We start from the raw sequence: 25,020 nt of genomic DNA, 5'->3' as shown, positions 1-25,020 counted from the left end.
CGACAGAATCGCCACCAACATCATCGACCACTCCCTGCGAGCATCACGATCGCCAACTGGCCCGCGGGCACGGCTGCGATCTGGCGAGCGCTGGCAGGGTTCAGCTGTACGGATACCACCGTGGTCTGCTGGTTCGCGGGCGCGGTCACACTGGTGACCACCGCCCGCCACCCCGGCGTGGCTTCCGGCGCCGGAGGACCGGTCTGTGTGGCGCCCAGCTGACCCGGTACGAACACCACCGACACGTGGCTACCTGGCGATACCTCCGGCGGGAACTGCCCTGCCTTCAACGACAACGCCGCGATCGCCTGCCCCGCCTCGGGAATCCCTGCGCCGCTCACCGCCTCCGGTGTGAGCAGAGCGCCGGCTGGCAGGCTCGCCGACATGGTCTTGCCCACCACACTGGCCGCCTGGCTTGTGTCCACAACAGACACTCCGGGATCGACGGCGATGCTGACGTGCTTGAGGTCTTGCATGGTCAGCGTCTGTCCGACCGGCACGGGCCGCGCCAACGCCAGCACGGAATCCCTGTGTCCGGAGTTCAGCGACATCACCAGAGACGCTGCTGCGCACGCGATCACCAGCACCGCACCCAGCAGTAGGTGCGGGATGCTGCGCCGTCGTTTCATTCCGCGCAGCCGTGACGCGGGCTTTCCGTTTGTGACCCAGGGACCGCCGACGGGCGTGCCGGCTCGGTCTTGGGGCGTGATGTTGGTAGTCACGCTGGAACCTCCTTCAGGCATGGGGTTAGTGCGCCGCGTCGCCGAGGTGTCGGCGAGCGGATGGGTGAGTTCCTCTGTGTCGTTAGAAGGCGGAGCGGTCCGTGCGGATCAGCCGCCGCTGTCGTTGAGGGCCTGGGATTCCGTCACGCGGAACGCTGCGGTCGCCGTCGTGGTCAAGTCCGGGAACGTTCCGCTCTGACCCGCGCCTGCCCAGGTCACTGTCCAGTGCACGGTCACGGCAACCGGGAATGCCTGACCGGCTTGTCCCGCAGAGGAAGTGCGGTAGGTGTGGCCGCAGTCCGGTGACGGCGCCTTCGGGTCACTGCCGGGCTGGAACGGGGTACCTGCTCCTGTGCACGTGACGATGGTGCCGTCTCCCATCGACCACGTCGCCGAGGTCGGCTTCGCCGTCGCTGTCACCGACACACCAGGAACCGATGCTGTTGCCGTTGACGGCAACCACCCGCTGGACAGCCACAGCCAGGTCGGGAGGTGCACCAGTTGAGTGCCGGACGGGCTTGCCGTGATGGAGGGGGTGGGCAGCCGCAACTGCTTGTGTGCGATCTGAGCGACTTGTTCAGGAGTCAGGCTCGGCGTTGCGTTGGCGCCTGCGGGAATCCACACCGGGCCGTGCGAGTCAGGATCCTTGCCATCCGGTGAGCACAGCACCATGAACCAGCCTCCCGGTTCCTGTGGCTCACTACTTGGTGGTCGATGATCGACCGGCACATAGCGACACCCGAACTCGCTGTTGGCCGAGTCATCGTCCGAACCGGTGTGACCCGGCTTGCGGGCATCGTGCGCCTGGCTGCTGCCCTGACCGGATGTGCCGGCACCGAGTTGACAGTTCGGGGTCGGACTCTGCTGGCAGTCCACGTTGCCGTAGATGTCGGCCAAGGCCGGCAGCGAACTCGCACACACCATCGCGAGGCTGAGGGTGGTGACGACGCAGGCGCGTTTGGGCGTCAACATGACCCCACCGCCTGCACGCCGAAGTCCGACACCTTCCACGATCCGTCAGCCTGCTTCTCCACCGTTGCCTTGATGAACCGGCGACCACCGGCTTTGTCATCGGCTCGCTGCCCGTTGTCGGCGCGGTACTTCAGCGCATTGGTGGAGTCACTGCAATCACTGATGATCACCTTGACCGGATCGGTGGCGGGATCCACTGAGGACACTTCTGTGTCGTGGGTCGGCGAGCCCTTGCTCACCAGCCCGTTGTCGTGGTCCAACCGCAGGCCGCGCGTCAGCGTCGACAACGCAAGACCTGTCGCGTACTGCCCCAGCTGGGGCGACTGCCAGTCCGACTTGGTCGCCGCCGTGACGAACTCGTCCCACAGCCCTTGATACGCCGCGAGTGCGTCCCGCTTTGCCCTGTCCTGAGCAGTGTCAGCCAGAGGGGCGGTGGAGGACGGAGGCCGAGTAACCGGATTGCTGGTCGGCCCACTGGAGGGCTTGCTGTCACAAGCACTCAGCAGGATCACCGCGCCAGCTGCGATCAGCACCTTCTTTGTGAAGCTCACCGCGGCCTCCAAACCGGGAACGTGAACGAGGTTGTCGGGGTGGACCCGGCTACATCAGCAAGATCGTGCAGACCGGTGCGAATACCAGCGCAGGCCCCAGCGGAATCATCAAACCGCGGTGATAACGCCTTCCGACGCGCAGCACGCCGAACGTGACGGTGCCGAGCATGAGCCCCAGCGTGAGTCCGGCGAAGACGTGCCACCAGCTGAACCAGCCGAGGAAGAACGCGATCGTCGCCGACAATGTGACATCGCCGAAACCCAGCCCCGACGGCGTCACCCAGGAGAACGTCAACGCGATCGCCAACACGACAACCGCAGCAGCACCCGCTCGCAGCAGCGGTCCGGTGTCGCGTTCGACGAGCCCGGTGAGGCCGAACTGGACCACGCCACCGCCAAGCAACGCGGCGACAATCGGTTGAGGCAGCCGGTGACAGCCCCAGTCGATCACACTGAGCAGCAGACCGACGATCACGAGCCACGAGACCGCGCCCGCCGACGTCGGCCGCCGTTCCACCACCAGCACCAGCGCGAAGCTCAGCAGCGCGCTCGACGCCAACATCGGCATCCATGCGCTCCTGGAGACGACAATCCACGACAGCGGTACGCCTCGCGTTATCGAGTCGCCGAGGACGGCGACAAACGGTCCCGCGACAGCGCCGAGAAGACCGTAGGTCAGCCAGGGGGACATCGCGCCTCCCGTCACGAGCGCTGAATGCGAATTCGATTTCGCTGACCAACGAAAGTTGTCGTTCGACCGGGTGACTTCCTACGCCTGGTTGCTTGGAATACGTGACGAAGCAACGAGTCTTCTGCATACCCTCACCTCCTCGGACCTGCTGTTCCTACTGCTCGTGGTCTGTTGACAACCTTCAGTGTTGGCAGGTTCAGGAGGGGATCGCTAGGGGGGAGCTGTATCGCGTTGAACAGAAGACAGAAGACAGAACATATCCAAACGAATGACCAGACTTTCGGGCAGCGAATGCGCGAGCTGCGGGATGCACAGGACAAATCGCTGACCAAACTCAGTGCCGAGTCCAGCGTGAGCCGGGGCTATCTCAGCAACCTCGAACACGGCCGCAGCGTGCCCAGCCCCGAGGTCGCCGCAGCGATCGACGGCGCGCTTGGCGCGAGCGGCAGGCTCGCCGAGCTTGCCGTGCCGAAGCCGCGCTCCCGGACAACGCGCGAGCGCGTGCGTCCCGCGCAACTGCCGGCGGCGGTCCGCGGCTTCGTACCTCGTCGGGAGGTGATCGAGGAGGCCGAGGTCGCCCTGCTCGTGCACGAAGGCGTGATCGCCATCGACGGCCCAGCCGGCGTGGGCAAGACCGCGTTCGCGGTCACCTGGGCGCACGAGATCGCCGCGGACTTCCCGGACGGCGTGCTGTTCACCGACCTGCGCGGCTACTCCGCGGGCCCACCCGAGGATCCCGCGGTCGTGCTCGGCGCCTTCCTGCTCTCACTCGGCGCCACCCCTGCGGAAATCCCGAGTGATCTTGGTGGCCGGGCGGCCATGTACCGCACTCTCCTGGAGGGCACCCGAACCTTGGTGGTGCTGGACAACGCCTTCGACGCCGAGCAGATCCTTCCTCTGCTGCCGGGCTCGCCGACCTCGCTCGCGTTGATCACCAGCCGCAGCCGCCTGTCAGGCGCGGTCGTGCACCAAGGCGCGGTCCGCATCACCGTGCAGCCCATGTCGGCTGACCAGGCCTACGAGCTTCTCCGGTCGGTGGTCGGGCCACGGCTCGATGCCGACCCCGCCGCGGCGCATGCCATCGCCGACCGTGCCGGACGCCTGCCGCTCGCCTTGCGGATCGCGGCGGAACGCGCGAGCCTCCTGCCGAACACACCGTTGCGCGCGCTGGCGGACGAACTCACCCGGCGCCAGCCACTGGACGTGTTCGCTGTCGACGACACCCTCGCCGTGCGGACGGTGCTGTCTTACTCCCACGACGCGTTGCCTGCCGATATGGCGGCCACATTCCGGCTGTTGGGGCTGCATCCCGGCGGGCCGATCCGCGTCGAGGCCGCCGCGGCACTCACCGATCTCCCGCCCTCATCCGCGTTGGGCCACCTGTCCGCCCTGGCCAGCGTGCACCTGATCGAGTTGACCGCACAGGACCAGTTCGTGATGCACGACCTCGTCCACTCCTACGCCCACGAACTCGCTCTCGAGCACAATCCGCACGAGACCAACATCGCCGCCCTGGAGCGACTGATCGACTCCTACCTGCGCACCGGAGCAGCAGCAACACGACTGCTCTGGCCTTCCCGGCCCCGGCGTCCAATCGACCTGCCCAGCCACAATGTGACAACGTTGACATTCCGGCGGCTGGCGGACGCCATCCGCTGGTTCGAGAACGAGCTGCGACTGCTCGTCCGGCTGGTCCGGTGCGGAGCGCAGTGGAACATCACCGCCGTGGCCTACCTGCCGGTGGTGATCAACGAGATGCTGTTCCACCGGCGCGCATGGTCATGGTGGGTGCCCGCCTTGCGGGACGCGCTCGCGATGGCACGCCAGGGCGGGCACCGTGACGCCGAGGCGTGGATGCTGGAAACGCTGGCCGACGCGGGCATCGATGCAGGCGACGCCGCCTCGTCGATCGAGCTCTACCGGGAGGCGATGACCATCCGCGCCGAACTGGACGACCGCAGCGGCATCGCGGCCGGCCATGTCGGCCTCGGACGTGCCCACTGCCAGTTCGGCGACTACGACACCGCGGTCGCGCATTGTGAAACCGCTCGCCGGATCAGCGACGAAGCAGGCGACAGCTGGGAGCACGCCGTAGCGACCGCGCACCTCGCGATGGCGCGGGCCGCTCTCGGCGCGACCGCCGAAGCACGTGAGCTGCTCACCTGCGTCAGGAAGACCCTCGACGAGGCGGAGGACTTCATGTCGTCGGGATGCGCGTCGACCCTGCTTGCAGGCCTGGCCGAGTCGACGAACGAGTACGACCTCGCCCTGCAACACCTCGACGATGCGCTGGCCACCTTTCACCACGTCGGCGATGTGTGGAGTCAGGCCCATGTCCAGAGCCGCATCGGCGACCTGCAGGCCGACCGCGGCAATCAACACGCCGCTCACGAGGCGTGGTCAGCCGCCGCGGAGCTGCTCAACGGCAACATCGAGCCCACCGCGACGCGGCTACGTCAGCAGATGATCGACAGCTTGAAGGAGAATCGATAAGTGTCCCAAGCGTTTGCGGCCCTGCCTGAGCTGGCCGGCACCCTCGACACCGACCAGGACGCGCTCAGCTGGGCCGCGCGCGACTACGGCGGCGTTGTTCACCGCCTACCCGTAGCGGTGCTGCGACCCGCCACCGTCGCCGACATCAGCACGCTGGTTCGGTACGGCCGAGAGCATGGTCTCCAGGTCGTGCCTCGCGGACAGGGCCACTCGACCGGCGGACAGGCTCAGGCGCCGGGCGGTGTGGTTGTCGACATGAACCAGCTCAACGACATTCACGAAGTACGTTCCGACCGCGTGGTCGTCGATGCGGGTGCGCGGTGGAGCGACGTGCTCCGAGCGACCCTGCCTCGAGGCCTGACTCCACCTGTGCTCACTGACTATCTGGAACTGACGGTCGGCGGCACGATCTCGGTCGGTGGTCTCGGCGGTGCGAGCCACCACCATGGTGCGCAGACCGACAACGTCCTCGGCCTCGAAGTCGTTGCCCCGAGCGGTGCCGTCGTGTCCTGCGGTCCGGATTACAACCGTGAGGTGTTCGACGCGGTGCGCGCCGGTCGAGGCCGCAGCGGCATCATCACCCGCGCGAGCCTGCGCCTTGTCCCGGCTCCGGACACCGTGACGTGGCACAAACTTCACTACGACACCGTCGACCAGCTCGTCGCCGACCAGCAGCACCTTGTTACTGCTGGCCCCTTCGACTATGTCGAAGGACAGCTCAAGATTCGCGACGGTCAGCGTGTTGCCGAACTGGAAGCGGTCACGTTCACCGGCGTCTCCGCCGGACACGGCCGCCTCGACGGCCTCGCGTTCCGCGACGCCGACACCCGAACCGCGAGCTACTGGGACTTCGTCAACCGGCTCGCCGAGGGCGAACCCCTCCTCCGGGATGCTGGCTTGTGGGACTCTCCGCACCCGTGGTGCAACCTGCTGCTGCCCAGCAGTGCCGCCGCCGAACTGCTGCGCCACACCGAACTCGGCGCCGATCTGTACAGCGACTTCGGTCTCGTGCTCGCCTACCCGTTGCGCACTGATCGCATCACCACGCCACGGATCGCGCGACCCAACGACGACATCGTGTTCCTCGTCGCCGCGCTCCGCTACGCACCAGCAGGCGCACCTCAAGTCGTAGCCGCGATGCAGACGGCAAACGATGTCCTCGTCACCAACGCTCTCCGAGCAGGCGGACAGCTCTACCTCGAACCGCTGCCGTAGACCGTCTTCTGTCTCTTGTTCACCGCGATACAGAAGACACCTTGTCCGTCCGCTGTGGACTCTTCAAAACTGAAGTGCACCAACCACTTCAGCGAAGGAGAGCTCACTAATGAACGCGGACATCGCACGCGCACTCAGTGCGGCAGGCATGCTTCTCGCCGCGACCGCGGTCGGAATGATCGACGCCAGCGGCGATTCGTCAGCCGCGGTCATGCCTCGATACTGCGGCTTCTACGATCTCAACCCGCCACAAGGCGAACTCACCGGGCACTACTACCACTGCGGTAACAGCTTCATCCTCATCAAGTTCCACTGGACTAGTGGCAACACCGGCGCCTCGTGTATCGAGCCCTGGGGGCAACGCCCCTTCTACAAGGACGGGCAACACGAGATCATCAACGCCTACTACGTCACCACACCACCAAACCTCACTGGTCCGCCCGACGACCAGAGGTGCTCGCTCAGTCAGCCACGCGTCTGATCACTGGCGTCGGTGCGGCTTCGTTCGCGCCAGCTCACGGAAACGCCGTTCCGCGAACTTGTGCGTGAGCACCGCTCGAAACGTCGGCTCGGCGATCTTCAATGCTTGAACCTGCTTGTCGGCCTTGGAGTGGCACGCCGCGTGCACGATCAGGTCGACCGGATCGAGCTTGTACAGCAGGGCGAGTTCAGCCAGCGCGATCAGCGTGGGGAGTGCATGCCCGTTCTCGATCTGGGACAACCTCGGGCCTGACACGGTTGGTACCTCTGCCGCGACGCCTGCTTGACTCCACCCGATGGCAACGCGGGCGTCGCGCAGAGCCTTGCCGAGTGCGACGGGATAGGACTGTTGCGTGGAGAAGTCGCCCAGGGCGCGGTCGATGTCGAGACCGCGTTCTCCAGCCAGCTCCCTGAAGTCACCGTCATCGGCCTGCTGCAGCAGCGCGCGTGCCCGCGGAACACTTTCCACCGGCAGCCAGAAGTGATCTTCGGCGGGGAACACTTCCAGGTCTGTACGCCGGCTCAGCAGTCTCACCTTGGTGAAGCGGCGTAGCTGGTTGAGCACGTCGGAGTCGGTGAGCCGTGTCAGCTCTACGAGCCGCGCCACCGTGTGCTCGGTGCAGATGCGTTCGAGGAACGCTGCGAGGACCACGCCACCCTTGCGATCCCACGACAGACGCTCGTCCTTGGCAACCCTGTCAGCGATCCTCATGGTTCACGCAGGAACGTGCGGGGTCGTCATGCCCGCTGGGCCATTCCGGCGTTGACCGCGGGAGCCGGTGGGTCGGCCTGCTGGTTGGTCCTCGGAGCCTTGGCGCCGCGTGGCCACGGAAGGATCTGTTCATGTTCTCGCCAAGCCAGATCGCATTCAGGGCACGTGGGCCAGCACCGTGCTTCGTCTGGCCACTCGTCGGACCGCGCCGTAACCTCTATGTCGCACAGGGTCTGGCCCACGTCGTTGATAGTGAGCTCCCGAGGTATCGCGTGCCGAGCCCCTTCATGGGGCTGCCATTTGTAGCAACGACCCATGCCTGATCACCTTCTGTGATGTCGTTGCGCGAACAGCGCAGCCGTTGTTGGTGGTGACCCAGCCAAAACCGAGCTTGATGAAAGAACCACGTCATCGATTCCGTGCCGATGTGACATGTATGTCGTATCTGGCCTCGTTGACCTGCGGAAACGGTTTGATGCCCCAATCGGGTGAAAATGAAGCCTCTTGGAGGGAACCGCGGTTCTTCGGGTGGACACAGATAGGATCCACAAGGCAATTGACGTCGATCGGAGCCGGGGAGGCGAGGTGGCACAACGACACGACCTCGTGAACCTGCGTAAGGCCGCGGGCTTCACGCAGGAGTCGTTGGCTGCGGAGGTAGGAGCCGATCGCAGCGCGGTATGGCGGTGGGAGAGCGGCCGCTCAGCGCCGGAACCGCTCACTCAACCGCGTCTGGCGCGTGCTCTTGGTGTCACCCAGCGGGAGCTCGCCGCGATCCTTGCACTCCCAGAACCAGCGGCTGCGGCGGATGGAGCCGACGCGAATCCCGCTGATTGGATGCCCGCCTCTCCGGCCCACCCTGCCGCCGGACTGATCGACGTGCTCGGCCCGAGCCAAACCCTGAATACCGTCGCCATCTACACGAAGGGCGTTGTCGCACGGTATGAACAGGAAGGGCCGCAGCGCCTTGCTCCGGAGCTGTTGAGTCTTCGGCGGCTCAGTCAGCAGCTCGGGTCGCGTGTGTCCACCGATGACGACCGAATGGCGCTGACCCGGTTGAGCGCTCAGCAGGCCGCGCTGCTGGCGTACATGTCCGTCAATCTGAGCAACTTCACGGAGGCCGAAAACTTCGCGCTTGAGGCTGCGCTGCTCGCAACAGCACTGAACGACAACGCCATGCTGGCGTGGGTGAGAGGCACGCAAAGCTTCGCGGCCTACTACCGCAAACGGTACAAAGAGGCTCTCGATCTGGCCGAAGCCGGCGTGGAACTCGCGGGTCAGAGTCGGCAGCGCATCCGGTTGCTGTCGAACGGTGTCGCTCGGGCCGCTGGAAAGCTCGGCGACCGGCGAACAGTGCAACGGGCACTGGGCGAAGCGCTTGATATCGCGGAGCGAGCGGACGGCCCGGTCGGTATGACCTCGTGCATCGATCTGGAGCCGTACGGCTGGGCGCGCACTGCGGCCAACGCTGCGACGGCGTGCCTTGCCGTCGGGGACTACGTGCAAGTGCTGAAGTTGACCAAGGATCTGGGGCCTGTCGTGGAGGCCTCGGACTCCGACTGGAGCCGCTCGCTCATCAAGCTGGACGAGGCAACCGCCCTCACGATGCATGCCCGTGCTGATCTCGAGCATGCAGCAGCCGTCGGTGTGGAGGCGCTCGAGATCTCGGCCTCGAAGCCGATTGCCTCCGTTGCGGCGAGGGCCAAAGAACTGGCAGTAAGTCTTCAACAACGAGGCTGTGGGCAGGCCGCCTCGAACTTCGTTGACACTGTGCGTGAATGGCAGAAGTCGACGAAGGAGATCGGGCGGTGACGTTCCCGCCGGATCCGCCGACTGACGTCGAGAACGCCGAGATCCTGCGAGCGCACGACTGGCAGGCGTTCCGCCAGGTCGACTTCATGCAGAACCATTGGGATCGACCGGGCTGGTCACAGGGACGCCGCACGTATCACTGGATGCTGTCGTTCCACGACGATCAGGCCGTGCAGGACCTCGCCGACCGATGCCAGACCGAACTGATCCGGCCGGACTTCGATCCCGTACCGCACGACGCGCTGCACCTGACCGTTGGACGCGTGGCGTTCACGGACGAGACGACACGAGCCACTGTGGACCGACTCGTCGAGATCGCCAAGCTGAAGTGCAAGCCGTTGGCACCGTTCGCTCTCGACGTCGGCCCCTTGGCCGGTTCGCGCGGCGCACTCCGGTTCACGGTCGCACCGTGGTTGCCTTTGCTGGAGCTGCACCGCACGTTGGCAGAGGCGACTCAGGACGTGCTCGGCGACGCAGATCGCATGCATACCAAGGACTTTCGGCCGCACCTGAGCATCGCGTACTGCAACCAAACCGTGCCGGTTCCTGATCTGTTGCCGCTGGTGAGCCGTCTGCGGGCGCTCCGTCCCGCGGCGACTTCCGTTGAAGCTGTCTCGCTGGTCGAGCTGCGACGGGACGGGCGGGCATATCGTTACGACGAGCTGGCCAGACTGGACTTGGCTGGGCGTTGAACGGCAGGAAACACCCAATCGTGTGACCTCAGCTTGTCGTTGGCATTTCTGCTGATCAATCCGGATGGATACGACATCCCTGCAACATCGCTGCGGCAAGCGTGAGCTGGTGTGGACGGTGGCTGGACGGTCTGCTGTGGTTCGTCCAGGCACGACAGATCTCCAGCTGATGCAAGGAATTCCGCAATGCCGAAAAGAAACTCCACGGCGCGAGGTCGTGAGTTCGGTGATGGACTGCGAGCGGCCATCGCAGGTGCAGGTCTCTCTTCGCGTGCAGCGGCCGAACTCGCAGACTGGGACGAGGCCAAGCTCTCGGAACTGGTGAACGGCAAGGGAGGCTCCAGCGAAGTCGAGTTGGCTCTCCTGCTCGGCATCTGCCGCACCAAGCCTGCCGAACGCGATCACCTCATGGAGCTCTTTCCGGAGACACGCATCAAAGGCTGGTGGCAGCAGCACGGCACGTGTGAGCCCGTCCGTCTTCGTACGTTCGTCGAAAACCTGGCGGTGGCCAAGACACTGATCAGCTGGCAGACGCACATGGTGCCGGATCTCCTACAGACCGACTCCTATAGGCGTGCGGTGATCACGGCCTCCGCCAACGTGACTGTCGGCGAGTTGGAGGAGCGAGTGAAGGCCGGGCTGGAAATGCAGCAGGCCCTCCTCCGGCCGGGTCTGCAGAGCACCTTCTTCCTCCACGAACTCGCGTTGCGCCTGCCGGTCGGTGGCCGTGACGTCCAGGCTGAGCAGGTGCACCACCTGCTGCGGATGGCGGTGCGCTCGAACATCACCCTTCGAATCGTGCCCGCGGCGATCGGAGCGCACGCGGGCATGCAGGGGCCGTTCACCCAGCTGACCTTCGCCAAGTACGAGCCACTGGTGTGCCTGAGAAACGAGAACTCCACCCTCTTCGTTGAGGAGAAGGCTGCGATCAAGGGCTACGAGGCGGTAATCCGTTCCCTCGACCACAGCAGCCTGGACGCAGAGCGGTCGAGGGCTGTGATAGCTCGCCTTGGAGAAGCACTGTCGGCCAGCGGCTGCGTGAACGAGGGACGTGACTGGTTGGCGTCACAAGTTGATTCGGCTCACGCGCAAGGTGAATCCTCATGACCCGCTTGGGAATCGGCGGAGCTGAAGGGCCGCAGACCGAGTTCGAAGCTGCCGCACAGTCCTATCAGGACGATCACCGCTGGACCGTTGGTGTGTATGGCTCAGGTGTCTGGCTCGTTGTCGGACGTGAAGTCGAAGCCCTCGACATGCCGAAAGAACTCGGCATTCGCGCGTGGAATCTGCTGGATCGGTCGGTCCCTGTTTTCGAGGCGTCCGATGACCACGGTGTTCGTTGGACGTTCGTCACGACGCCGCACACCGGGCCGACGCTTCCGGAGTTGGCCGTGCGAGGTGTCGACCACATCCGGTCCGGCCGATCGGTCGACCTACCGCCCAGCAGGTTCGGACGTCACGAGTTGCGCTGGATCACCGGGCCGTTCGCAGCGCCGATACCGAGTTTCGCCGCTGTGGCCGACGCTGTGCTCCGAGCAGCGCAGGGCTAATGGGAACGTTCGGGAGCTAGGCAGAACTGGCCGACCAGGCCAACGACACGACACATGCCGCAGCCACCCGCTGACCCAGCCAGGTGGCCGCAGCTCTTCGTCACCCGGACCGCCGAACCGGTACTCGGCGACGACTGCGAGCGCGCCGACAGGGCAACTTGTACGTGCGCTTCGAGTTCGCGCCACAGGTCGGCTTCCCACCACTGCACGAGCCGATCAGGATCACTGTTGTTGCAGTGCTCCAGAAGCACCCGCAACTGAGGATCGTCAGGCAGCTGCGCTGAGATCTCCAACCCCACGTCGTCGAACGGCTGGCGGAGCGGCATGGTGTCCAGGCGCTTGCGGACCAGACGTTGGAGGGCGCTCAGTTCGCGCCGTAGATAGGCGACGCGGTGGTGCGGGAACACCCCGACCACCACGCCGTCCTCAGGCTGCCGCCACCCGAACACTGGGCGATCTACTGGTCGCTCCAGTCACCGATCACCGGCGGTGCGACCATCTCGTTGCTGCCGAAGGTCTCGTCCGGGTCCGGTTCCAGCAGATACGACGGCGTGGTCCGCTCGAGATCTTCCTCGCCCTTGCCCTTCGGGCCACCGGCTCCCATGGCACCCATCGCGCCGGCACCCGCGCCGCCGCGGCCACCCGCCGCACCACCGGCACCGGCGCCACCACGACCTGCAGCACCCTCGCCGGGCAGCACACCAGCAGACCCGCCGGGGCCAAATCCCTTTGCAGCGTTGGGATTGCCGGGTCCTGTGCCGCCGGGCACGCGTCCGCCGCCGGTGCCGGTGTTGGTGCCGCCGCGGCCGGCCCCCGTACCGCCGGGTCCACCGGTCCGGCCGACCCCCTTGTCGCCGGGTCCGGTGCCGGGCAGGAATCCGGGGTTGAGTCCACCACCGCGGTTGTTGTTGCCGTCGCCGAGCTGGTTGCCGCCCAGACCGAGGTTGTTCTGGCCACCGCCCAGTCCGCTGGTGTTGGTGGTGTTCCCGCCGGTGTTGGTGACCGGCGGCGCTGACCACGCCGTGTTGGTCGTGTCGCCGACCTGCGGCGGTGGCGTGAGCCCGCGGCCGTTGGAGTCGCCGATGCCGATCGGGGGCCGCGGCTGGGGCTCGGGTTGAGGCTGGGGCTGCGGCGCCGGAGGAGCGGGCGCGAACGCGGGCTGGGCTGCCGCGGTCTGCGTCACCGTACGGTCATAGGTCTCCACCGCACGCGCCGCGTCCTCGTGCTGCTTCTTCTGCTCCTGGTAGGCGGCCATGTCAGCTGCCGCTTGCTGCACGTACAGGATTGGGTCGGTGATCGCCATCCGCCTGGCGTTCGCCTCTGCGGGGTCGTATGGAGTGGCGGGTGGCGGTGGCACGGTGGACTTCGCAGTGCTCAATGCCCGCGACTGCTGCGTGATCAGCGTGCCCGCGAGCTGCGCCGCTGTCCCGGCCTCGGAAGCCTTGTTGCCCAGGCCGGCGACCGCGTTGCGGGCTTGGTCGGCGGCCTTGCCGCTCCAGTCCGACTCGCTGCTGCCGATCGCGCGGGCGATCCGGTCCTGGAAGGCGGTGAGCTTGTTGCCGATCTGGGTGTAGGTGTCGCCGGCCGCGCCCACCGTGCCGGGGTCGACGCCATTGGTAACCATCTCGTGCAGCTGCCGGTGCGGGATGCCGAGGTAGTGCACGCCAGGAGCGGCCGGGGCCTGGCGGGTCGACAGGCCCCGGTTGCGCAGGCTCACGGCCTGCCCGTCCAACAGGTCGTCGACTTGGCCGCTGCCCTGCACCACGGCCATCAAGGCGCCCATGATCGGCCCGTGCGTCGCAAGGTTCAGCGCGGTGACCTGCTCATGGATCTGCTGTCCGGTCTGTACTTCGCCATGACGCTGCAGCCCGTACCGCGAATAGACGTCACCAGACTGACCGCGCGGCCCCTCGTTCATCCCTGCGCTCCTTCAACCCACAGTCAGGACAAGTGCCTCACGGCAACTTCGGCTCGATCTTCTCGGCGAACGCCAATGCCAACGGACAAGCGTCGCCCCCAGTGGCAGGAGGTGTGACGGTCACATCAACACGCGATGAGGCCGACACTCCGAGAACGACCAGGCAACTACCCGAGGACCGTCCGCTGACCTGCTTGGCTTCACGACCACCAACACTGATGTCCGCGATTTGACCACCGCTCGCCTGCGTCTGCGCCAGCCCGAGGTTGGTTCGAATGCCCACGGAGACCACCGCACCCGACTTCTTCCACGTACAGCTGTCCGCTGTTCCAACCTGTTGGCGCTTTGGAGATCCTTCAGTCCCGATCTCAGTTGCCTCGCCAGTCGTTACGAGAGCGCAGGGATCCGTGTCGGCGAGCGCACCATTGCTTGCACTCGAGGTGGTCGGACTGCCGGCGCTCGTCGGCGTACTTGTCGTCTCGGGGGCCGGGCGCGCGGTGCCGTTGGTGTTGGTGCACGCGGCGAGAGTCAGCGCGCCTGCGGCGACGAGCACGCCAATGCGTGATATCACAAGCATTCCTTCGGTGTTCATGCGGCAGGCCCGCCGGCCTTCTTGATGCCCTGCTGTCCGCCTTCGTCCGCAGACTGATAGGCCGACATCGCCTTCTCGACCTCTGTCCTGAACTCGAGCGCCTGCTCTTGAAGCTTCTTCAGAACGATGATCAGACCCTGATGGGGATCACTCGCGATCGTCGCTTGATACGGCTTGTAGACCTGGGCGGCAGGCGTCGTGCCCAGTGGTAGCTCCTCAGCGAGCTGGTCCGTCTGGTTGAGGAGTTCCGTGAGCTCGTCATGCAGGTCCTGAGCTGCAGAGATCAAGGCTTGGCCACCGGATTCGTTGATGGCCCAGCCGCCAGCTGCGCCGACAGCCTTCAAGCTGTTCAGTGCGTCGCCGAAGCCGCTCACGCTCGACCAGATGTCAGCCACAGCTGCCCCTCCCTGACAGGTGTCCCAACGTTAGCAATTCGTCGCTCACCGTGTCCGGTGATTCCGACGTGTAACCAGCGGCGTCGGTTCCTTCAAGACACCGACCTCACAATCTGGGTTAGGTGACGGTCGAGTGCCGCGAGATCAGCGGGCGTGTACGTCGCCTGGAGCCGTCCGTCTGGATCGGTGCTGTTGAGCACGGCGAAGCGGCCGACCTGCGTGTCCAGCCAGTTCATCGTCACCGGAGCGCTTTGACGGCTGTTGCGGCTGCGGACGGTGACAAGGAAGTCGCCACCACCTAGCCGGGGGTGTCGCAGGATGTCCTCCGCCACCGCTCGCTGTGCTGCCGGCGAGTGTCCGGCTGCTCGTACGGTCGAGGTGAAGGTGAAGTCGGAGAAGTCCTCCTCGGCTCGTCGCCGCCTGATCGGCGCGGCTTTGGCGGTAACGGTGACAGAGGTGCCCGGCCCCGCGGACAGCGGTGGCAACAGTCCGATGAGCCTGCGGATGACCGAGCCGGGCTGTGTCAGTTCGAACCGCAATGCCTCGCCCTGCTGCACTGCCAGCACGCCGACATGGTCGTCGATCACCGCGAGGGCAAGGTGCTGTTCCTGGTCGGCGACGCCACGCATGGCGATGGCGACCCGCCCACGCGCGTACACGTTCAGCGCCTGCACAAGTTCAGGAGCGAAGTTGTCACTGTGGATCAACCCGCGCGCGACCAGATCATCCTGCGCAACCTGTCCCAACCTGAGCCGCTCTTCCGCTTCCATTGCGAAGTGCGGAATCGAGAACGGGAACTGCCGGACGTCGAGCCTCAGCGCCACGCCCAGCACGTCGAGTTCGACGAACGAGCAGACGATCTCCCCTGACACGTGGATCTTCCCTCCCCGAACACCGCTCCCACGGTGCGTGACCGGCAGTCATACTGCCAGTCGACCTGTCGTCTACGGAGCGTTACGGGACGGGTTGACCCTGTTTGAGGGGTTGATCACTACGGTCCGTGAGTAGATCGCGTTCAACATCGGCATCGGGGATAGGTAGAAGCACGCAATTCCGGGTGAAGGGCGTGCACGTCCACCACCTGTCATGATTCGCTCGCTGTGAGTGAGGGGTGGAGGGGCATGTACGGGAACCCGGACGAGCTGGATCGGATCGCGGGCGAGATCGAGAAGCGCGCTGATGGTGTGCGGGATCGCGCCAAGAAGCTCGACGACGACGCGCGGAAAATGGAATGGCATTCAGTGGCAGCCGAGCGCTGCCGGGAGACCGTCGGTGGTGACCGGCGGCAGCTGGAGAAGGCAGCGGACGGGCTGACCGAGGCGGCCGCGCTGCTGCGCCGGCACGCGCAGGAGGTCCGCGAGCTGATCGCGATGATCAAGAGGATCTCCGAGGCCGTCGTGGGCTGGTTCACCAGCGCGATCGACAGGTTCAACCGTGCTGTGGACGCGTTCAACCAGGCGGCCAGGGATTTCGCGAACGGCGTTGCGGACGTGTTGGGTTTCGGCGGTAGTCAGCCGCCGTCGCCTCCGCAGCCGCCGTGGACCGGGTGGAAATGGGGGCCGGACAACCTGCCGCCGGCTGGTGACAAGGCGTGGCTGGAGGCTGGCGAGTATTTGCGTGGGCAGGGGGTGCCCGCGTGACTCCGGCACCGCACCGGCTGGTGCTCACCGCGGGTGAGTTGGCGTATCTGGTCGAGCGCACGAGTGTCGAGCTGCCGCCGGCGTGGATGCCGTCCGCCGACATCGGGTCTGCTGAGTCGGGGCTGATCAAGAAGCGGGTGGTCGATGGTGTGGGTGGCGAGGTCCACCGGTCGGTGGTGAAGAACCTGGAGATCCTGGCGTTGCCGATGGTCATGCTGGACACGGTCGCTGCGATCGGCGACAAGGGCTTGCACAGCATGCACGCGATCTCCGGCCCGTTGGGCGCGTCGCTGTTCGAGCTGGGCGACGGCGCGGTGGAGATGTCGATGTTCGCCTCAGCGGATCTGGGCAAGGAGCTGATCCGGGCCGTTCCCCCGGAGGGCGAGGACGTCGAATCCAGTGTCGAGTCACGTCTGGGCGGGGGAGGACCTGAACCGACGCCGTTGCGCGGTCGGCTGCCGCTCGCGGCGTTGCAGGAGATGGGCGCCGCCCGGTTGTTCCGCGATGCCGACCCCGGTGGTCCAGCCGCTGTCGTCGCCGCATTGAGTCTGTCTGGCGGCGAGGCCGCGCTCGCGCAGAAGGTAGCTACCGAGACGGACGGGGCATTGCGGTGTCTTGTCGTCGGTCGCAACGGGATGACGTCTCAGGTCAGCTGGGTGCACACCGACGGTGGTTGGAGTGGTCTCGATCCCGAACCGGATGGTTCGGGACGTCGGATGGTGCGGCTGGAACCGGCTGCTCGTGAGGATCTGGGCACGTGGGTCGCCCCGGCAGTGGCGGGAGCTCTGTGATGCGCGACAAACCTGCGGCACCTGGCGGTCCGGCGGGACGGGAAGTGGACATTGCCCCGGTCGCCGACATCCAGATCAGCGGTGGCGCGGGCGGGTTCCGGGCCAAGGGCGAGGACCTCGTGGCGATGAGCGTCCTCACCGGCGAGGTCGCCGATGACACGCTCAAGACCGCCATGGCCGGGCACAAGTTCCTCGTCGAGCCTGATGTGCTGGCCTCAGCTCTGCTGAACCCGTCCGGGGTGGCGAAGTTCGAGGCGGCCATGGCGATGGCACTCGACGGGCCCAACGGTCTCACCGCCACGTCTGCGGCCATCGGCCTGCGCGGCGACGCGCTTCGTGCCACGAAACTGGCGTACGAGGCCGCGGACGAACTCGCGGCCAGGGGGCTCGACGCGTCCCGTTGGATGGCGGGCTTGGCGGTCGCTTCGGCACCAGGCGGTGTTGTCGCGGCTGGACTCGCAACAGGTACTGCGATCGCCGCGGACGTGTACGCCAACTACGACGGCGACTGGCAGAAGTGGCTGGTCGACCACCCCGGCATGGTCGACACGCTGATCGGCATGTCGCCCGGCATGCTGTCGTCTCTCGGTGTGCCCGTCGATCTGGCCACCACGTTGGACCTGCTCGCCTCCACCTATGCCGACGGCAAGGCGGTCCTCACCGACGGCAAGATCCACCCGGACATGGGACCGCACAGCCTGCGCGACATCCTGGTAGGGCTCGACGAGCGCAACAGCCCCACCGACAAGGAGAAGAGCAACATCGATGTGCGGATCATCAAGGACGCCAACGGGAACGTGACCGGTTACGTGGTCGACATCCCCGGCACCAAGGACTGGAACGCGCCGTGGGATCCCAAGAGCGCGAACGACTCGGGCGTCAACATCGATGCGATGGCAGGGAACAACACCGTCCTGCAGCAGGGCATCGAGGAGGCACTGCGCAAAGTCGGTGCACAGGGTAGTGGTGTCCCGGTGATGTTGGTCGGCCACAGTCAGGGCGGCATCGTCGCCGCCCAGTCCACCACCGACCTCGTCGCGAGCGGGTACAACGTGACGCACGTCGTCACCGCCGGCTCGCCGGTCGGTCGGATCGATGTTCCCGGCAACGTGCAGATGTTGTCGCTGGAGAACAAGGGTGACGTCGTTCCGCACCTCGATGCGAGCGACAACCCGAACACCGCGAACCGCACGACGGTCACCTTCGAGAACCAAACCGGCTCCGTCGGCGGCAACCACGAGATCGGCGGCTATCGGTACGACAAGGAGAACCCGGACAAGCCGCGGGTCGATCAGAACTACATCGCGGTCGCGGCACAACTGGATCAGAGCTCGGATCCATCTGTTCGAAGGTTCCTCGACAGCACGGATGCGTTCACCCAAGGCCAGGTGGGCTCTGAGACGCGCACTTATCGAGTGGCAAGGGAGGGAGTGAAGTGAGCACCGCAGTGCGTTCGGCAGTCCTGGGCAGCCTGCTCGTCGTGCTGATCGGGTTCCTGTCCGGGTGCAATCTCTTTGTGGAGTACTACGAGGACGTCGACAACGTCGGCAAGACGATCGTGGCGGACTGGAAGGAGATGCCCGAGGTAGTCGACGCCAAGTACGACTACACGCACGGCGTCGACTCTGGGCAGCGCATGGCCCTCGAGGTCGTCATCCGCGCGGAGTCGGTCTCGGACGAGGTCATCGACAAGCTGAGGGAAGTCGCAGAGCGCGACTATTGGCTTGGTACTACCCGGAAGGTGTCGATGCACTTCGCGGCGTACTCGTCGGACAACCCACCAAGGGACGATGACCTGTCCACGGACAGGGCGATACGAGTCGAGGATGTCGGCGTGCCTGAGAAAGTCGGGCTGGAGAAGTACGGACCGAGGCCGACGAGGTGAGTGGACGATGACCCCGGACGAATGGCTGGCCGACTTCGAGGCCAAAACCGCGGAACTGCAGCGCAACGCAGTCGCGTTCCGCCGCAACCTGGAGGAGGCGGGGCAGACCGTCACCTCCGAGGACAAGGCGTTGACCGTGACGGTGGCGCCGAATGGTGCCCTGCTCGATCTCAAGATCGCGCAGAACCCGGAGCTCGCCGCGAAACTCATGGAGCTGGTGCGGCAGGCGAGGGAAGGTGCTGCGGCCAACGTGCTCGGCGAGTTCCGGAACGCGGTCGGCGGACAGGCAGGGCAACTGGACACCGACGTGTCGGTACCTGCGTTCGGTACGCCCGAACCGAGGAAGCCGAAGCCAGTCGAGGACGACGACTTCAGCGACAACTCGATCTACCGCCGCTGACGCGGTTTCACCACACCCGCAACTCGGCCCGCTCGTCGGCTGTCAGGTCCACCCTGACAGCAATGCGTCGTCCGGTCGACACGTCTGGTTGAGGGTGATGGCCGCACGGCCGATCGGTTGGACCGCCTGCTCGGCCTTCGCCTGCAGCTCGTCCTGGCATCACCGTGGGCGAGGTCGGTTGGTCCCGTGGGCCGTCACAGCCTGCGCGGCAACGTCGGCGGCGGATACGAGCAACTTCTCGCCGTCCTCAGGGTTGTTGTTTTCGGCGTAGCGATCGGCATCGATGAGGAAGTTGAGCGAGGTGACCACGCGCTCGTAGGCGAACGACGCGTTCTCTGGGAATACGTACCGGTGGGGACCGCCGCCGGGCAGCATGAGCTCGCGCACGACGCTGCGTATGGCCGCCGCTGTGAGGTCCGCCAGCGGCAAGCGCCGACGTATGACCAGTTCTGTGGCGTCGGCGACGGTTGCGGCGACGTTCGCTCGGTGCTCGAGGTAGGTCGGAGGAATCGGCTGCATCTTCTGCGTTATGGGAATCGAGAACCCTTTGAAGTTGTAGTCGAAGTCCGCCGTCTTCGGCTCTGTGTCGCCGAGAACGGGCAGGTCTGCAGGCGGTTCGGAGGTCGCATTCTCTTTGGCCACAGGGAGGATGGGTTCAGACCATGGGCCGCCGTCGCGGGAAATGAGGACTCGACCCCGTGCGAAGGTGCACGCGTACCACCCTGCGCTGGTGGCTGCACGCCATGGCCACTTCGGCTCAGAGAGGTGATCGGATGCGATGGCGAAGTCGCCTTGTGCGGCACGGTCGTCGAGCAACGTGGCCACGGCGGCCGTGTACCGGTCGCGCTGTTCCGCAGCGAACACTGCCGCGAGCTTGACGTCCACCGCGCACTTGTCTGTGGGGGAGGGGATATCTACGTGGCAGATCTCGGCCAGCGAACCGATCCAGCGGGCGAGTTGCCCGGTGTCCAGGTAGAAGTCGACGTGCTCATGGCACATGCTCTTCCTCCAGCGCGTTCATCGTGAGGCGTGAGCGTCCCGGAGTGCCGACGCCGTGAGCGGATTGGCGTCTACGCCCGCGGCTCTGCGCACTTCGTGTCGTCGGCGAGCGGATCCACCCACAATCTACCTCGCAGGTTCCCATCATCAGAGATCATCGACCGGCACGCCGGCGTTACATGTCGAACTTGTCCGCTACCGCCGCGTGGAGGCCGGTTTGACGACGTAACGCTTACCTGGCACGTGGCAGGAGAGGGGCACGACCTGCGTGTGACGCGGGATCGCCAGAGGGCGTCGACCGAGGTGCAAACTACTGGCGATAACGCGTAAGGCATGCCCGCGCTCGAGTGTCTCCGCGATCTGTTTGGCCGGCCTGTGGCGACTGAGAAGGGCACGTCCTCGCGTGTATCCGGCCGAAACGGACTCCGGTGTTCGGCTCCCGAAGATATCTTTGTGGAGTGACCCACGATCCTGCCCTGTTCGACGTCCAGCTCGGATCTACTTACCATGTCGAACCGGCTGTGTCGGCCGTCCTGGCCGACGATGCAGGCCTACAAGCCGTCGTGACAGGGTTCCGGCGGCAGTCGAGGCTGGAAGAGCGGTTCGCATCGATCTTCCGGCAGTCACTGGACGAGGTGCTCGACGGTCAGCGAACCGGTCGATTCGACATCAGGTTTCTGGAGAAGACCGAGAAGACGTACCTCGGCACAAAGGTCGAGATCGTCACGCGCGCCGAGTTCGAACTGCCACGCGGTGAGCGCATGGACTACAAGATCGACGAGCACGACGTCGATGCCAAGTTCTCCCTCAGCGGAGCCTGGTCGATCCCGCGGGAGGCAATGGGGCACCTTTGCCTCCTGATGGCAGCCGACGATCGGAAGTCCACTTTCGACGTCGGTGTGGTCCGCATCAGTGCCGACATCCTCAACCGCGGCGAGAACCAGGACGGCAAGAAGACGATCAGCAAGGAAGGCAAGGCCGCCATCGTGTGGCTGTTCCGTGGCGCGACGTTGCCGCCCAATCTCCTCCTCAAGCTTCCGCCCGCGGACACGGCGGCGATCATGGCCTCACGAAGCGGTCAGCAGAGGATCAACGAGCTGCTCAGGCGCGTCCAAGGAACGATCATCGATCGGACTACCGCAGTGACCGTCGCCAGGCAGCAGGACGGCTTGAAACGATGCCGTGACGCTAGGCCGGTGCTTGCCAAGGAGGGCATTGTGGTGCTCGGGCACCAGAACGAGAGTCCGGAAGTCGCTCGTGCACTCCAACTCGAGGTGCCGAAAAAGGGCACGTTTGTGTCAGTCCGCCTGGTCAGCGTTCCTGGGCCTAGCGCCGAGCGACCTGCAGCGAGAATCGGCGACGGGTACTACGCCGTCGCGCTGCCCGGTGAACCGGGGGAACCCGCACCTGCGATCCGTTACTGACGAGCGGCGCACAACCTGCACGGAGCCGGCTTTGACTTGGTCGCGGTCGAGCCGTTGAGATAGGGCTTGAGATGGTGTGCGATGGCCTCGGCCAGCATCGGCGGTACCGCGTTGCCGATCTGCTTGGCCACCTGGATTTTGGTGCCACACCACAAGAAGTCCGATGGGAAGCTCTGCAGCCGTGCGGCCTCCAGATGCGTGATCGGTCGATCCACGCGATGACCATTAGGCCCTGGCTCCCACTGCGGGTGCAGGTACTGGCCTTTCTCAGGCTTGAAGAACTCTGTGCGGATCGTCAGAGATGGCTGATCCCATCGCATACGACCCATGACGTCGGTAGTACCCGTCTTCTTCTCTCGCCAGCATCGGGACAGTAGATGGTCGGGTAGGTCGAAGCGGCCGCCACCTGGGGGGATACAGGCGTACCGGTCAAGCGACAGCTGGGTCGGTGTGCGTCCGATGTGAAGGTCCGAGCTCTTGAAGACCCCTGGGATCCCTCGACCGAAGAACTCCACTGTGGAGTCGGGAAGACTGGTGGTAGGCGCCACTTCCGGCAGCCCTGTGAGGACATCGCGGGTGGTGTGCCATTCAGGCAGGTCGCCCAGCGTGCCGGGTCGTGCATGAGTAGGCGTGGGCAGCGGAATCTTGCCGATGCGCGAGCCGATGACGATGGTGCGCTTGCGCCGTTGAGGTACTCCGAAGTCCGCCGCGAGAAGGAAGCCCGAGGACAGTGTGTAGTCCTCCAGCAGCCCACCGGGCGCAGCTTCGGCCTGCAGCAGCGCGAACTCGCTCGAGGAGAAGAACCGGTCGACGTTCTCGATCACGAACACCTTGGGTGCCGCGTGCTTGACGAACCGGATGTACTCCTTCCACAGCTTGTTGCGCGGGTCCTTGACGTCACGCGAGCCGAGATTGGAGAAGCCCTGGCAGGGCGGGCCGCCGATGATCAGATCCACTTCGGGGATGTCGGCATCGGGTACGAGCGCGATGTCGGTGAAGCGGGTGTGACCCTCGCCGAAGTTGGCCGCATACGTGGCTGCCGCATGAAGGTCGAACTCGACCGACATGACGGGCTTGTAGCCCTTGGCGGCCATGAAACCAGAGGTCATGCCGCCGCAACCCGCGAATAGATCGATCATCGTCAGTCGTCGTGATCCCACAGCGCCAGGTTAGTCGACACCCCTGACAAGATTTGGCATTGGGCGGCCTACCAGCCTGCGCGTTGCGATCGCTGCGTGGATCCGTGTGGCGGCGGTGACAGCATCCTCGTGTTCCCACACCCTCAGCGACATCCAGCCCGCCTCGGCCAGTAGTCGGTCGGTCTCAGCGTCGCGACTTCTGTTCTTCTCGATCTTGGTTCGCCAGAAGTCGCTGTTGCGCTTGGGCCAGGTGGCGTGCTCGGGACAGCCGTGCCAGAAGCATCCGTCCACGAACACGGCGACTTTTGCCGGTCCGAACACGACATCCGCCTCGCGCCGGACGTTGGGCAAGGGGCGGCGGTGGACTCGATAGCGAAGTCCAACCCGGTGCAACTCGCGTCGCAGCAACATCTCGGCCGAGGTGTCACGTGATCGCTGCCTGCTCATCCGCGCCCGTGTGTCGTCGGTGCTCGGCAACCTGTCCACACCTGGATTGTGCTCCTCGCCCCGCGGTGGCCGTACTGCGGCTCGGCGGTCGGTACCGATCCGACTCGGTGTCAGGTGCACGGCCGGCGTGACCGCAAGCTGGTCCGCGATGACTCATCCGCGATGACTCATCCGACGCGCCGTCGATCCAACTTCACTTGGCACAGTCTCCTGCCATCAGAGCGATCGTCGTCGATAGCCGGAGGTATGGCCTCCTGCACCACTGCGAAAGCCTCGGCTGTCTCGAGTTGTACGGGTTATCTGGTCGAGGTCTGCCCGCGACCAGAAGCTTCACCGCTCGGCCGTCGCGGGGCGGTCGGCTCGATGGTCTCAATCCGGAAGGAGGTCGAACCGCTCCGCTGCAATGTCCTCGACTTCCACCTTCCCTTCCCGTCCTTCCTCCGCTATCTTTCATTGCCGATGCGAAGATCGATCACCGACCATCCGGCCCATCCGTCGGTACGGAACACGCTGTCGACCAGTGGATGGGCGAACAGTACGTTGACACCTTCTTCTCGCTTGTAGGTCGCGGAAGATATCCCGCGGGGTGCCGTAGTGCGCCTTCCCATGCGCTTCTGCGACGCGACGTGCCACACGATCACTTTCTTCGGGGATGGATGCCTCATCGCCCAGCTTCTCTCGACCGGTCGGAGTATCCCGAAGGAAGTGTGAGAACTCCTCTCGCCTCGGATTTCCTCTAACTGCTTCGGTTGGTTGTGCAGCGTGTGGCTGGAGGGGAGTTCAGACTCCGGTCTTGACCTCGTCGACATGTTGCACAGCGTGCCAGTTGATCTTGGTCGGCGAAGGAACGAAAGGCGTTAGAGAAGGTGGGGCTCGTGGCCGAGGACGAGTGATGTGCCCCTGCGCCGGGCGGGGCGTCGGAGTTCTGGAGCTTCTTGGACGGGGATGTGAACGTTGAACGGGGTGGTGATCGGCGTCGTCGGTCGCAACATGGAGAGCTGACCTTACGGTCCCGTTCGGCCATTGTCCTGAACTGCGAGTTTCCGGCCGGAGTGGAATTCTCTCCGGTGTGACACGCTTGGAACGGAGGCGTCCGCTCTGTGTGGAAGAGAGGCGTCTCGGTGTATTGGGGGCAACCTTCGTCGACTGCCGTAATGTTTCGCGTCCCGTCGCGATACTCGTCGTAGTCGACGGTCGTCGTAGCAGGGACGCGAGTCTCTTGAGTTCCGTGCCGCCGGTCAGAGTCGACCGTCATTTGCAGTCCGGCGAGGGGAGTGCACCGTGTCGACTCTGGCAGGATCATGTTTCGGTCACCGGCTCGATCGAGCCGCTATTCGATCCTCGCGCGCTGGAACGTATTGAGCATCTCGGACGTGCGCTTGACGTCGCCGATGGCGCCGGCGTTCCCCGGTAAGGGCATCCTCTCAGGGGCGGAAACCCTGATCTCGGATGTTCGTGAAACGGGGTCAAGTCCACCAATGTGTCGGGCAGTATGTGACA

General features: G+C 65.2%; 27 protein-coding genes. 13 read left to right on the top strand and 14 right to left on the bottom strand.

The genetic code is table 11. The features are described from left to right. Positions 1-20: 20 nt before the first annotated feature. The 4 genes from ACRSBM_RS28070 to ACRSBM_RS28055 all read right to left on the bottom strand — a co-directional run bounded on the left by ACRSBM_RS28070 (position 21) and on the right by ACRSBM_RS28055 (position 2,936). Positions 21-722, bottom strand: a complete 702-nt coding sequence (locus tag ACRSBM_RS28070; RefSeq protein WP_434447657.1) for an SAF domain-containing protein — start codon at positions 720-722, stop codon at positions 21-23. A 108-nt stretch (positions 723-830) separates the two neighbouring features. Next, a complete protein-coding gene (locus ACRSBM_RS28065) occupies positions 831-1,694 on the bottom strand; it encodes a hypothetical protein (RefSeq protein WP_434447656.1) in 864 nt (287 codons plus the stop codon). After that, positions 1,688-2,245 (bottom strand): hypothetical protein, encoded by a 558-nt coding sequence (locus tag ACRSBM_RS28060; RefSeq protein WP_434447654.1) that lies wholly within the window; start codon positions 2,243-2,245, stop codon positions 1,688-1,690. Before ACRSBM_RS28060 ends, ACRSBM_RS28065 begins: the two co-directional genes overlap by 7 nt. A 49-nt stretch (positions 2,246-2,294) precedes the next feature. After that, positions 2,295-2,936 (bottom strand): prepilin peptidase, encoded by a 642-nt coding sequence (locus ACRSBM_RS28055; RefSeq protein WP_434447652.1) that lies wholly within the window; start codon positions 2,934-2,936, stop codon positions 2,295-2,297. Between the two features lie 231 nt (positions 2,937-3,167). On the opposite strand from ACRSBM_RS28055, the gene ACRSBM_RS28050 reads away from it, so the two are divergent. The 3 genes from ACRSBM_RS28050 (at position 3,168) to ACRSBM_RS28040 (ending at position 7,125) form a co-directional block, all read left to right on the top strand. Next, positions 3,168-5,429: a helix-turn-helix domain-containing protein gene (locus tag ACRSBM_RS28050; RefSeq protein ID WP_434447650.1), complete on the top strand. Its 2,262-nt coding sequence runs from the start codon at positions 3,168-3,170 to the stop codon at positions 5,427-5,429. Then, on the top strand, positions 5,430-6,644 hold the full coding sequence (locus tag ACRSBM_RS28045; protein ID WP_434447648.1) for an FAD-binding protein: 1,215 nt from the start codon (positions 5,430-5,432) through the stop codon (positions 6,642-6,644). 109 nt (positions 6,645-6,753) lie between these two features. Further along, on the top strand, positions 6,754-7,125 hold the full coding sequence (locus ACRSBM_RS28040) for a DUF6355 family natural product biosynthesis protein (protein WP_434447646.1): 372 nt from the start codon (positions 6,754-6,756) through the stop codon (positions 7,123-7,125). Here ACRSBM_RS28040 and ACRSBM_RS28035 read toward each other — a convergent pair whose 3' ends face one another. Together ACRSBM_RS28035 and ACRSBM_RS28030 are read right to left on the bottom strand one after the other, a co-directional pair. Beyond that, entirely contained in the window at positions 7,126-7,836 is a 711-nt protein-coding gene (locus ACRSBM_RS28035; RefSeq protein ID WP_434447644.1) for a helix-turn-helix domain-containing protein, read from the bottom strand. A gap of 26 nt (positions 7,837-7,862) precedes the next feature. Beyond that, on the bottom strand, positions 7,863-8,153 hold the full coding sequence (locus ACRSBM_RS28030) for a zinc finger protein (RefSeq protein WP_434447642.1): 291 nt from the start codon (positions 8,151-8,153) through the stop codon (positions 7,863-7,865). 268 nt (positions 8,154-8,421) lie between these two features. Here ACRSBM_RS28030 and ACRSBM_RS28025 point away from each other — a divergent pair, with 268 nt between their 5' ends. From ACRSBM_RS28025 to ACRSBM_RS28010, 4 genes are all read left to right on the top strand, one after another. Then, entirely contained in the window at positions 8,422-9,648 is a 1,227-nt protein-coding gene (locus ACRSBM_RS28025; RefSeq protein ID WP_434447640.1) for a helix-turn-helix domain-containing protein, read from the top strand. A gap of 86 nt (positions 9,649-9,734) precedes the next feature. Next, positions 9,735-10,340 carry a 2'-5' RNA ligase family protein gene (locus ACRSBM_RS28020; protein ID WP_434447638.1) on the top strand — a complete coding sequence of 202 codons (606 nt, stop codon included), beginning with the start codon at positions 9,735-9,737 and terminating at the stop codon, positions 10,338-10,340. A 186-nt stretch (positions 10,341-10,526) separates the two neighbouring features. Further along, complete coding sequence (locus tag ACRSBM_RS28015) at positions 10,527-11,447, top strand: helix-turn-helix domain-containing protein (RefSeq protein ID WP_434447636.1); 921 nt, start codon at positions 10,527-10,529, stop codon at positions 11,445-11,447. Next, a complete protein-coding gene (locus ACRSBM_RS28010) occupies positions 11,444-11,890 on the top strand; it encodes a hypothetical protein (protein WP_434447634.1) in 447 nt (148 codons plus the stop codon). Before ACRSBM_RS28015 ends, ACRSBM_RS28010 begins: the two co-directional genes overlap by 4 nt. Here the strand turns inward: ACRSBM_RS28010 and ACRSBM_RS28005 are convergent. The 5 genes from ACRSBM_RS28005 to ACRSBM_RS27985 form a co-directional block, all read right to left on the bottom strand. Then, positions 11,887-12,306, bottom strand: coding sequence for a hypothetical protein (locus ACRSBM_RS28005; protein WP_434447632.1), 420 nt, complete (start codon positions 12,304-12,306; stop codon positions 11,887-11,889). The two genes, ACRSBM_RS28010 and ACRSBM_RS28005, sit on opposite strands and share 4 nt — an antisense overlap. 41 nt (positions 12,307-12,347) lie before the next feature. Next, positions 12,348-13,808, bottom strand: a complete 1,461-nt coding sequence (locus ACRSBM_RS28000; protein ID WP_434447631.1) for a hypothetical protein — start codon at positions 13,806-13,808, stop codon at positions 12,348-12,350. A gap of 37 nt (positions 13,809-13,845) precedes the next feature. Beyond that, on the bottom strand, positions 13,846-14,400 hold the full coding sequence (locus tag ACRSBM_RS27995) for a DUF3558 domain-containing protein (RefSeq protein WP_434447629.1): 555 nt from the start codon (positions 14,398-14,400) through the stop codon (positions 13,846-13,848). Beyond that, positions 14,397-14,795 (bottom strand): hypothetical protein, encoded by a 399-nt coding sequence (locus ACRSBM_RS27990; RefSeq protein ID WP_434447627.1) that lies wholly within the window; start codon positions 14,793-14,795, stop codon positions 14,397-14,399. The genes ACRSBM_RS27995 and ACRSBM_RS27990 overlap by 4 nt, the downstream gene beginning before the upstream one ends. 92 nt (positions 14,796-14,887) lie before the next feature. Continuing rightward, on the bottom strand, positions 14,888-15,667 hold the full coding sequence (locus ACRSBM_RS27985) for an ESX secretion-associated protein EspG (RefSeq protein ID WP_434447626.1): 780 nt from the start codon (positions 15,665-15,667) through the stop codon (positions 14,888-14,890). 249 nt (positions 15,668-15,916) lie between these two features. Here ACRSBM_RS27985 and ACRSBM_RS27980 point away from each other — a divergent pair, with 249 nt between their 5' ends. The 5 genes from ACRSBM_RS27980 to ACRSBM_RS27960 are packed head-to-tail and all read left to right on the top strand — an operon-like array spanning position 15,917 to position 19,511. Next, entirely contained in the window at positions 15,917-16,435 is a 519-nt protein-coding gene (locus ACRSBM_RS27980) for a WXG100 family type VII secretion target (protein ID WP_434447624.1), read from the top strand. Next, complete coding sequence (locus ACRSBM_RS27975) at positions 16,432-17,226, top strand: hypothetical protein (protein WP_434447622.1); 795 nt, start codon at positions 16,432-16,434, stop codon at positions 17,224-17,226. Before ACRSBM_RS27980 ends, ACRSBM_RS27975 begins: the two co-directional genes overlap by 4 nt. Beyond that, positions 17,226-18,665 (top strand): lipase family protein, encoded by a 1,440-nt coding sequence (locus tag ACRSBM_RS27970; protein ID WP_434447620.1) that lies wholly within the window; start codon positions 17,226-17,228, stop codon positions 18,663-18,665. Before ACRSBM_RS27975 ends, ACRSBM_RS27970 begins: the two co-directional genes overlap by 1 nt. After that, positions 18,662-19,111: a hypothetical protein gene (locus tag ACRSBM_RS27965; RefSeq protein ID WP_434447618.1), complete on the top strand. Its 450-nt coding sequence runs from the start codon at positions 18,662-18,664 to the stop codon at positions 19,109-19,111. Before ACRSBM_RS27970 ends, ACRSBM_RS27965 begins: the two co-directional genes overlap by 4 nt. Before the next feature lie 7 nt (positions 19,112-19,118). Continuing rightward, positions 19,119-19,511: a YbaB/EbfC family nucleoid-associated protein gene (locus tag ACRSBM_RS27960; RefSeq protein ID WP_434447616.1), complete on the top strand. Its 393-nt coding sequence runs from the start codon at positions 19,119-19,121 to the stop codon at positions 19,509-19,511. Between the two features lie 159 nt (positions 19,512-19,670). On the opposite strand, the gene ACRSBM_RS27955 is transcribed toward ACRSBM_RS27960, so the two are convergent. Continuing rightward, complete coding sequence (locus ACRSBM_RS27955) at positions 19,671-20,510, bottom strand: hypothetical protein (protein ID WP_434447615.1); 840 nt, start codon at positions 20,508-20,510, stop codon at positions 19,671-19,673. A 458-nt stretch (positions 20,511-20,968) separates the two neighbouring features. On the opposite strand from ACRSBM_RS27955, the gene ACRSBM_RS27950 reads away from it, so the two are divergent. Then, positions 20,969-21,934, top strand: coding sequence for a NaeI family type II restriction endonuclease (locus tag ACRSBM_RS27950; protein WP_434447613.1), 966 nt, complete (start codon positions 20,969-20,971; stop codon positions 21,932-21,934). On the opposite strand, the gene ACRSBM_RS27945 is transcribed toward ACRSBM_RS27950, so the two are convergent. Both ACRSBM_RS27945 and ACRSBM_RS27940 read right to left on the bottom strand, forming a co-directional pair. Next, on the bottom strand, positions 21,928-23,073 hold the full coding sequence (locus ACRSBM_RS27945; RefSeq protein ID WP_434447611.1) for a DNA cytosine methyltransferase: 1,146 nt from the start codon (positions 23,071-23,073) through the stop codon (positions 21,928-21,930). The genes ACRSBM_RS27950 and ACRSBM_RS27945 overlap by 7 nt on opposite strands. A 30-nt stretch (positions 23,074-23,103) precedes the next feature. Beyond that, positions 23,104-23,559, bottom strand: a complete 456-nt coding sequence (locus ACRSBM_RS27940) for a very short patch repair endonuclease (RefSeq protein ID WP_434447609.1) — start codon at positions 23,557-23,559, stop codon at positions 23,104-23,106. Positions 23,560-25,020 lie beyond the last annotated feature (1,461 nt).

The organism is Lentzea xerophila (assembly GCF_051094245.1).
GTDB lineage: Bacteria > Actinomycetota > Actinomycetes > Mycobacteriales > Pseudonocardiaceae > Lentzea > Lentzea xerophila.
The sequence above is the reverse complement of the archived record's forward strand: the minus strand, read 5'-3'. Positions and strand labels throughout refer to the sequence as shown.

Excerpts from the sequence above, each read along its gene's own strand:
- ACRSBM_RS27955 (WP_434447615.1), bottom strand. The coding sequence starts at position 20,510 with ATGTGCCATGAGCACGTCGACTTCTACCTGGACACCGGGCAACTCGCC.
- ACRSBM_RS28010 (WP_434447634.1), top strand. The coding sequence starts at position 11,444 with ATGACCCGCTTGGGAATCGGCGGAGCTGAAGGGCCGCAGACCGAGTTC.
- ACRSBM_RS28035 (WP_434447644.1), bottom strand. The coding sequence starts at position 7,836 with ATGAGGATCGCTGACAGGGTTGCCAAGGACGAGCGTCTGTCGTGGGAT.
- ACRSBM_RS27945 (WP_434447611.1), bottom strand. The coding sequence starts at position 23,073 with ATGATCGATCTATTCGCGGGTTGCGGCGGCATGACCTCTGGTTTCATG.
- ACRSBM_RS28040 (WP_434447646.1), top strand. The coding sequence starts at position 6,754 with ATGAACGCGGACATCGCACGCGCACTCAGTGCGGCAGGCATGCTTCTC.
- ACRSBM_RS27980 (WP_434447624.1), top strand. The coding sequence starts at position 15,917 with ATGTACGGGAACCCGGACGAGCTGGATCGGATCGCGGGCGAGATCGAG.
- ACRSBM_RS27970 (WP_434447620.1), top strand. The coding sequence starts at position 17,226 with ATGCGCGACAAACCTGCGGCACCTGGCGGTCCGGCGGGACGGGAAGTG.
- ACRSBM_RS27960 (WP_434447616.1), top strand. The coding sequence starts at position 19,119 with ATGACCCCGGACGAATGGCTGGCCGACTTCGAGGCCAAAACCGCGGAA.
- ACRSBM_RS28020 (WP_434447638.1), top strand. The coding sequence starts at position 9,735 with ATGCAGAACCATTGGGATCGACCGGGCTGGTCACAGGGACGCCGCACG.
- ACRSBM_RS28015 (WP_434447636.1), top strand. The coding sequence starts at position 10,527 with ATGCCGAAAAGAAACTCCACGGCGCGAGGTCGTGAGTTCGGTGATGGA.
- ACRSBM_RS28030 (WP_434447642.1), bottom strand. The coding sequence starts at position 8,153 with ATGGGTCGTTGCTACAAATGGCAGCCCCATGAAGGGGCTCGGCACGCG.
- ACRSBM_RS28055 (WP_434447652.1), bottom strand. The coding sequence starts at position 2,936 with ATGTCCCCCTGGCTGACCTACGGTCTTCTCGGCGCTGTCGCGGGACCG.
- ACRSBM_RS27995 (WP_434447629.1), bottom strand. The coding sequence starts at position 14,400 with ATGAACACCGAAGGAATGCTTGTGATATCACGCATTGGCGTGCTCGTC.
- ACRSBM_RS28065 (WP_434447656.1), bottom strand. The coding sequence starts at position 1,694 with ATGTTGACGCCCAAACGCGCCTGCGTCGTCACCACCCTCAGCCTCGCG.
- ACRSBM_RS28000 (WP_434447631.1), bottom strand. The coding sequence starts at position 13,808 with ATGAACGAGGGGCCGCGCGGTCAGTCTGGTGACGTCTATTCGCGGTAC.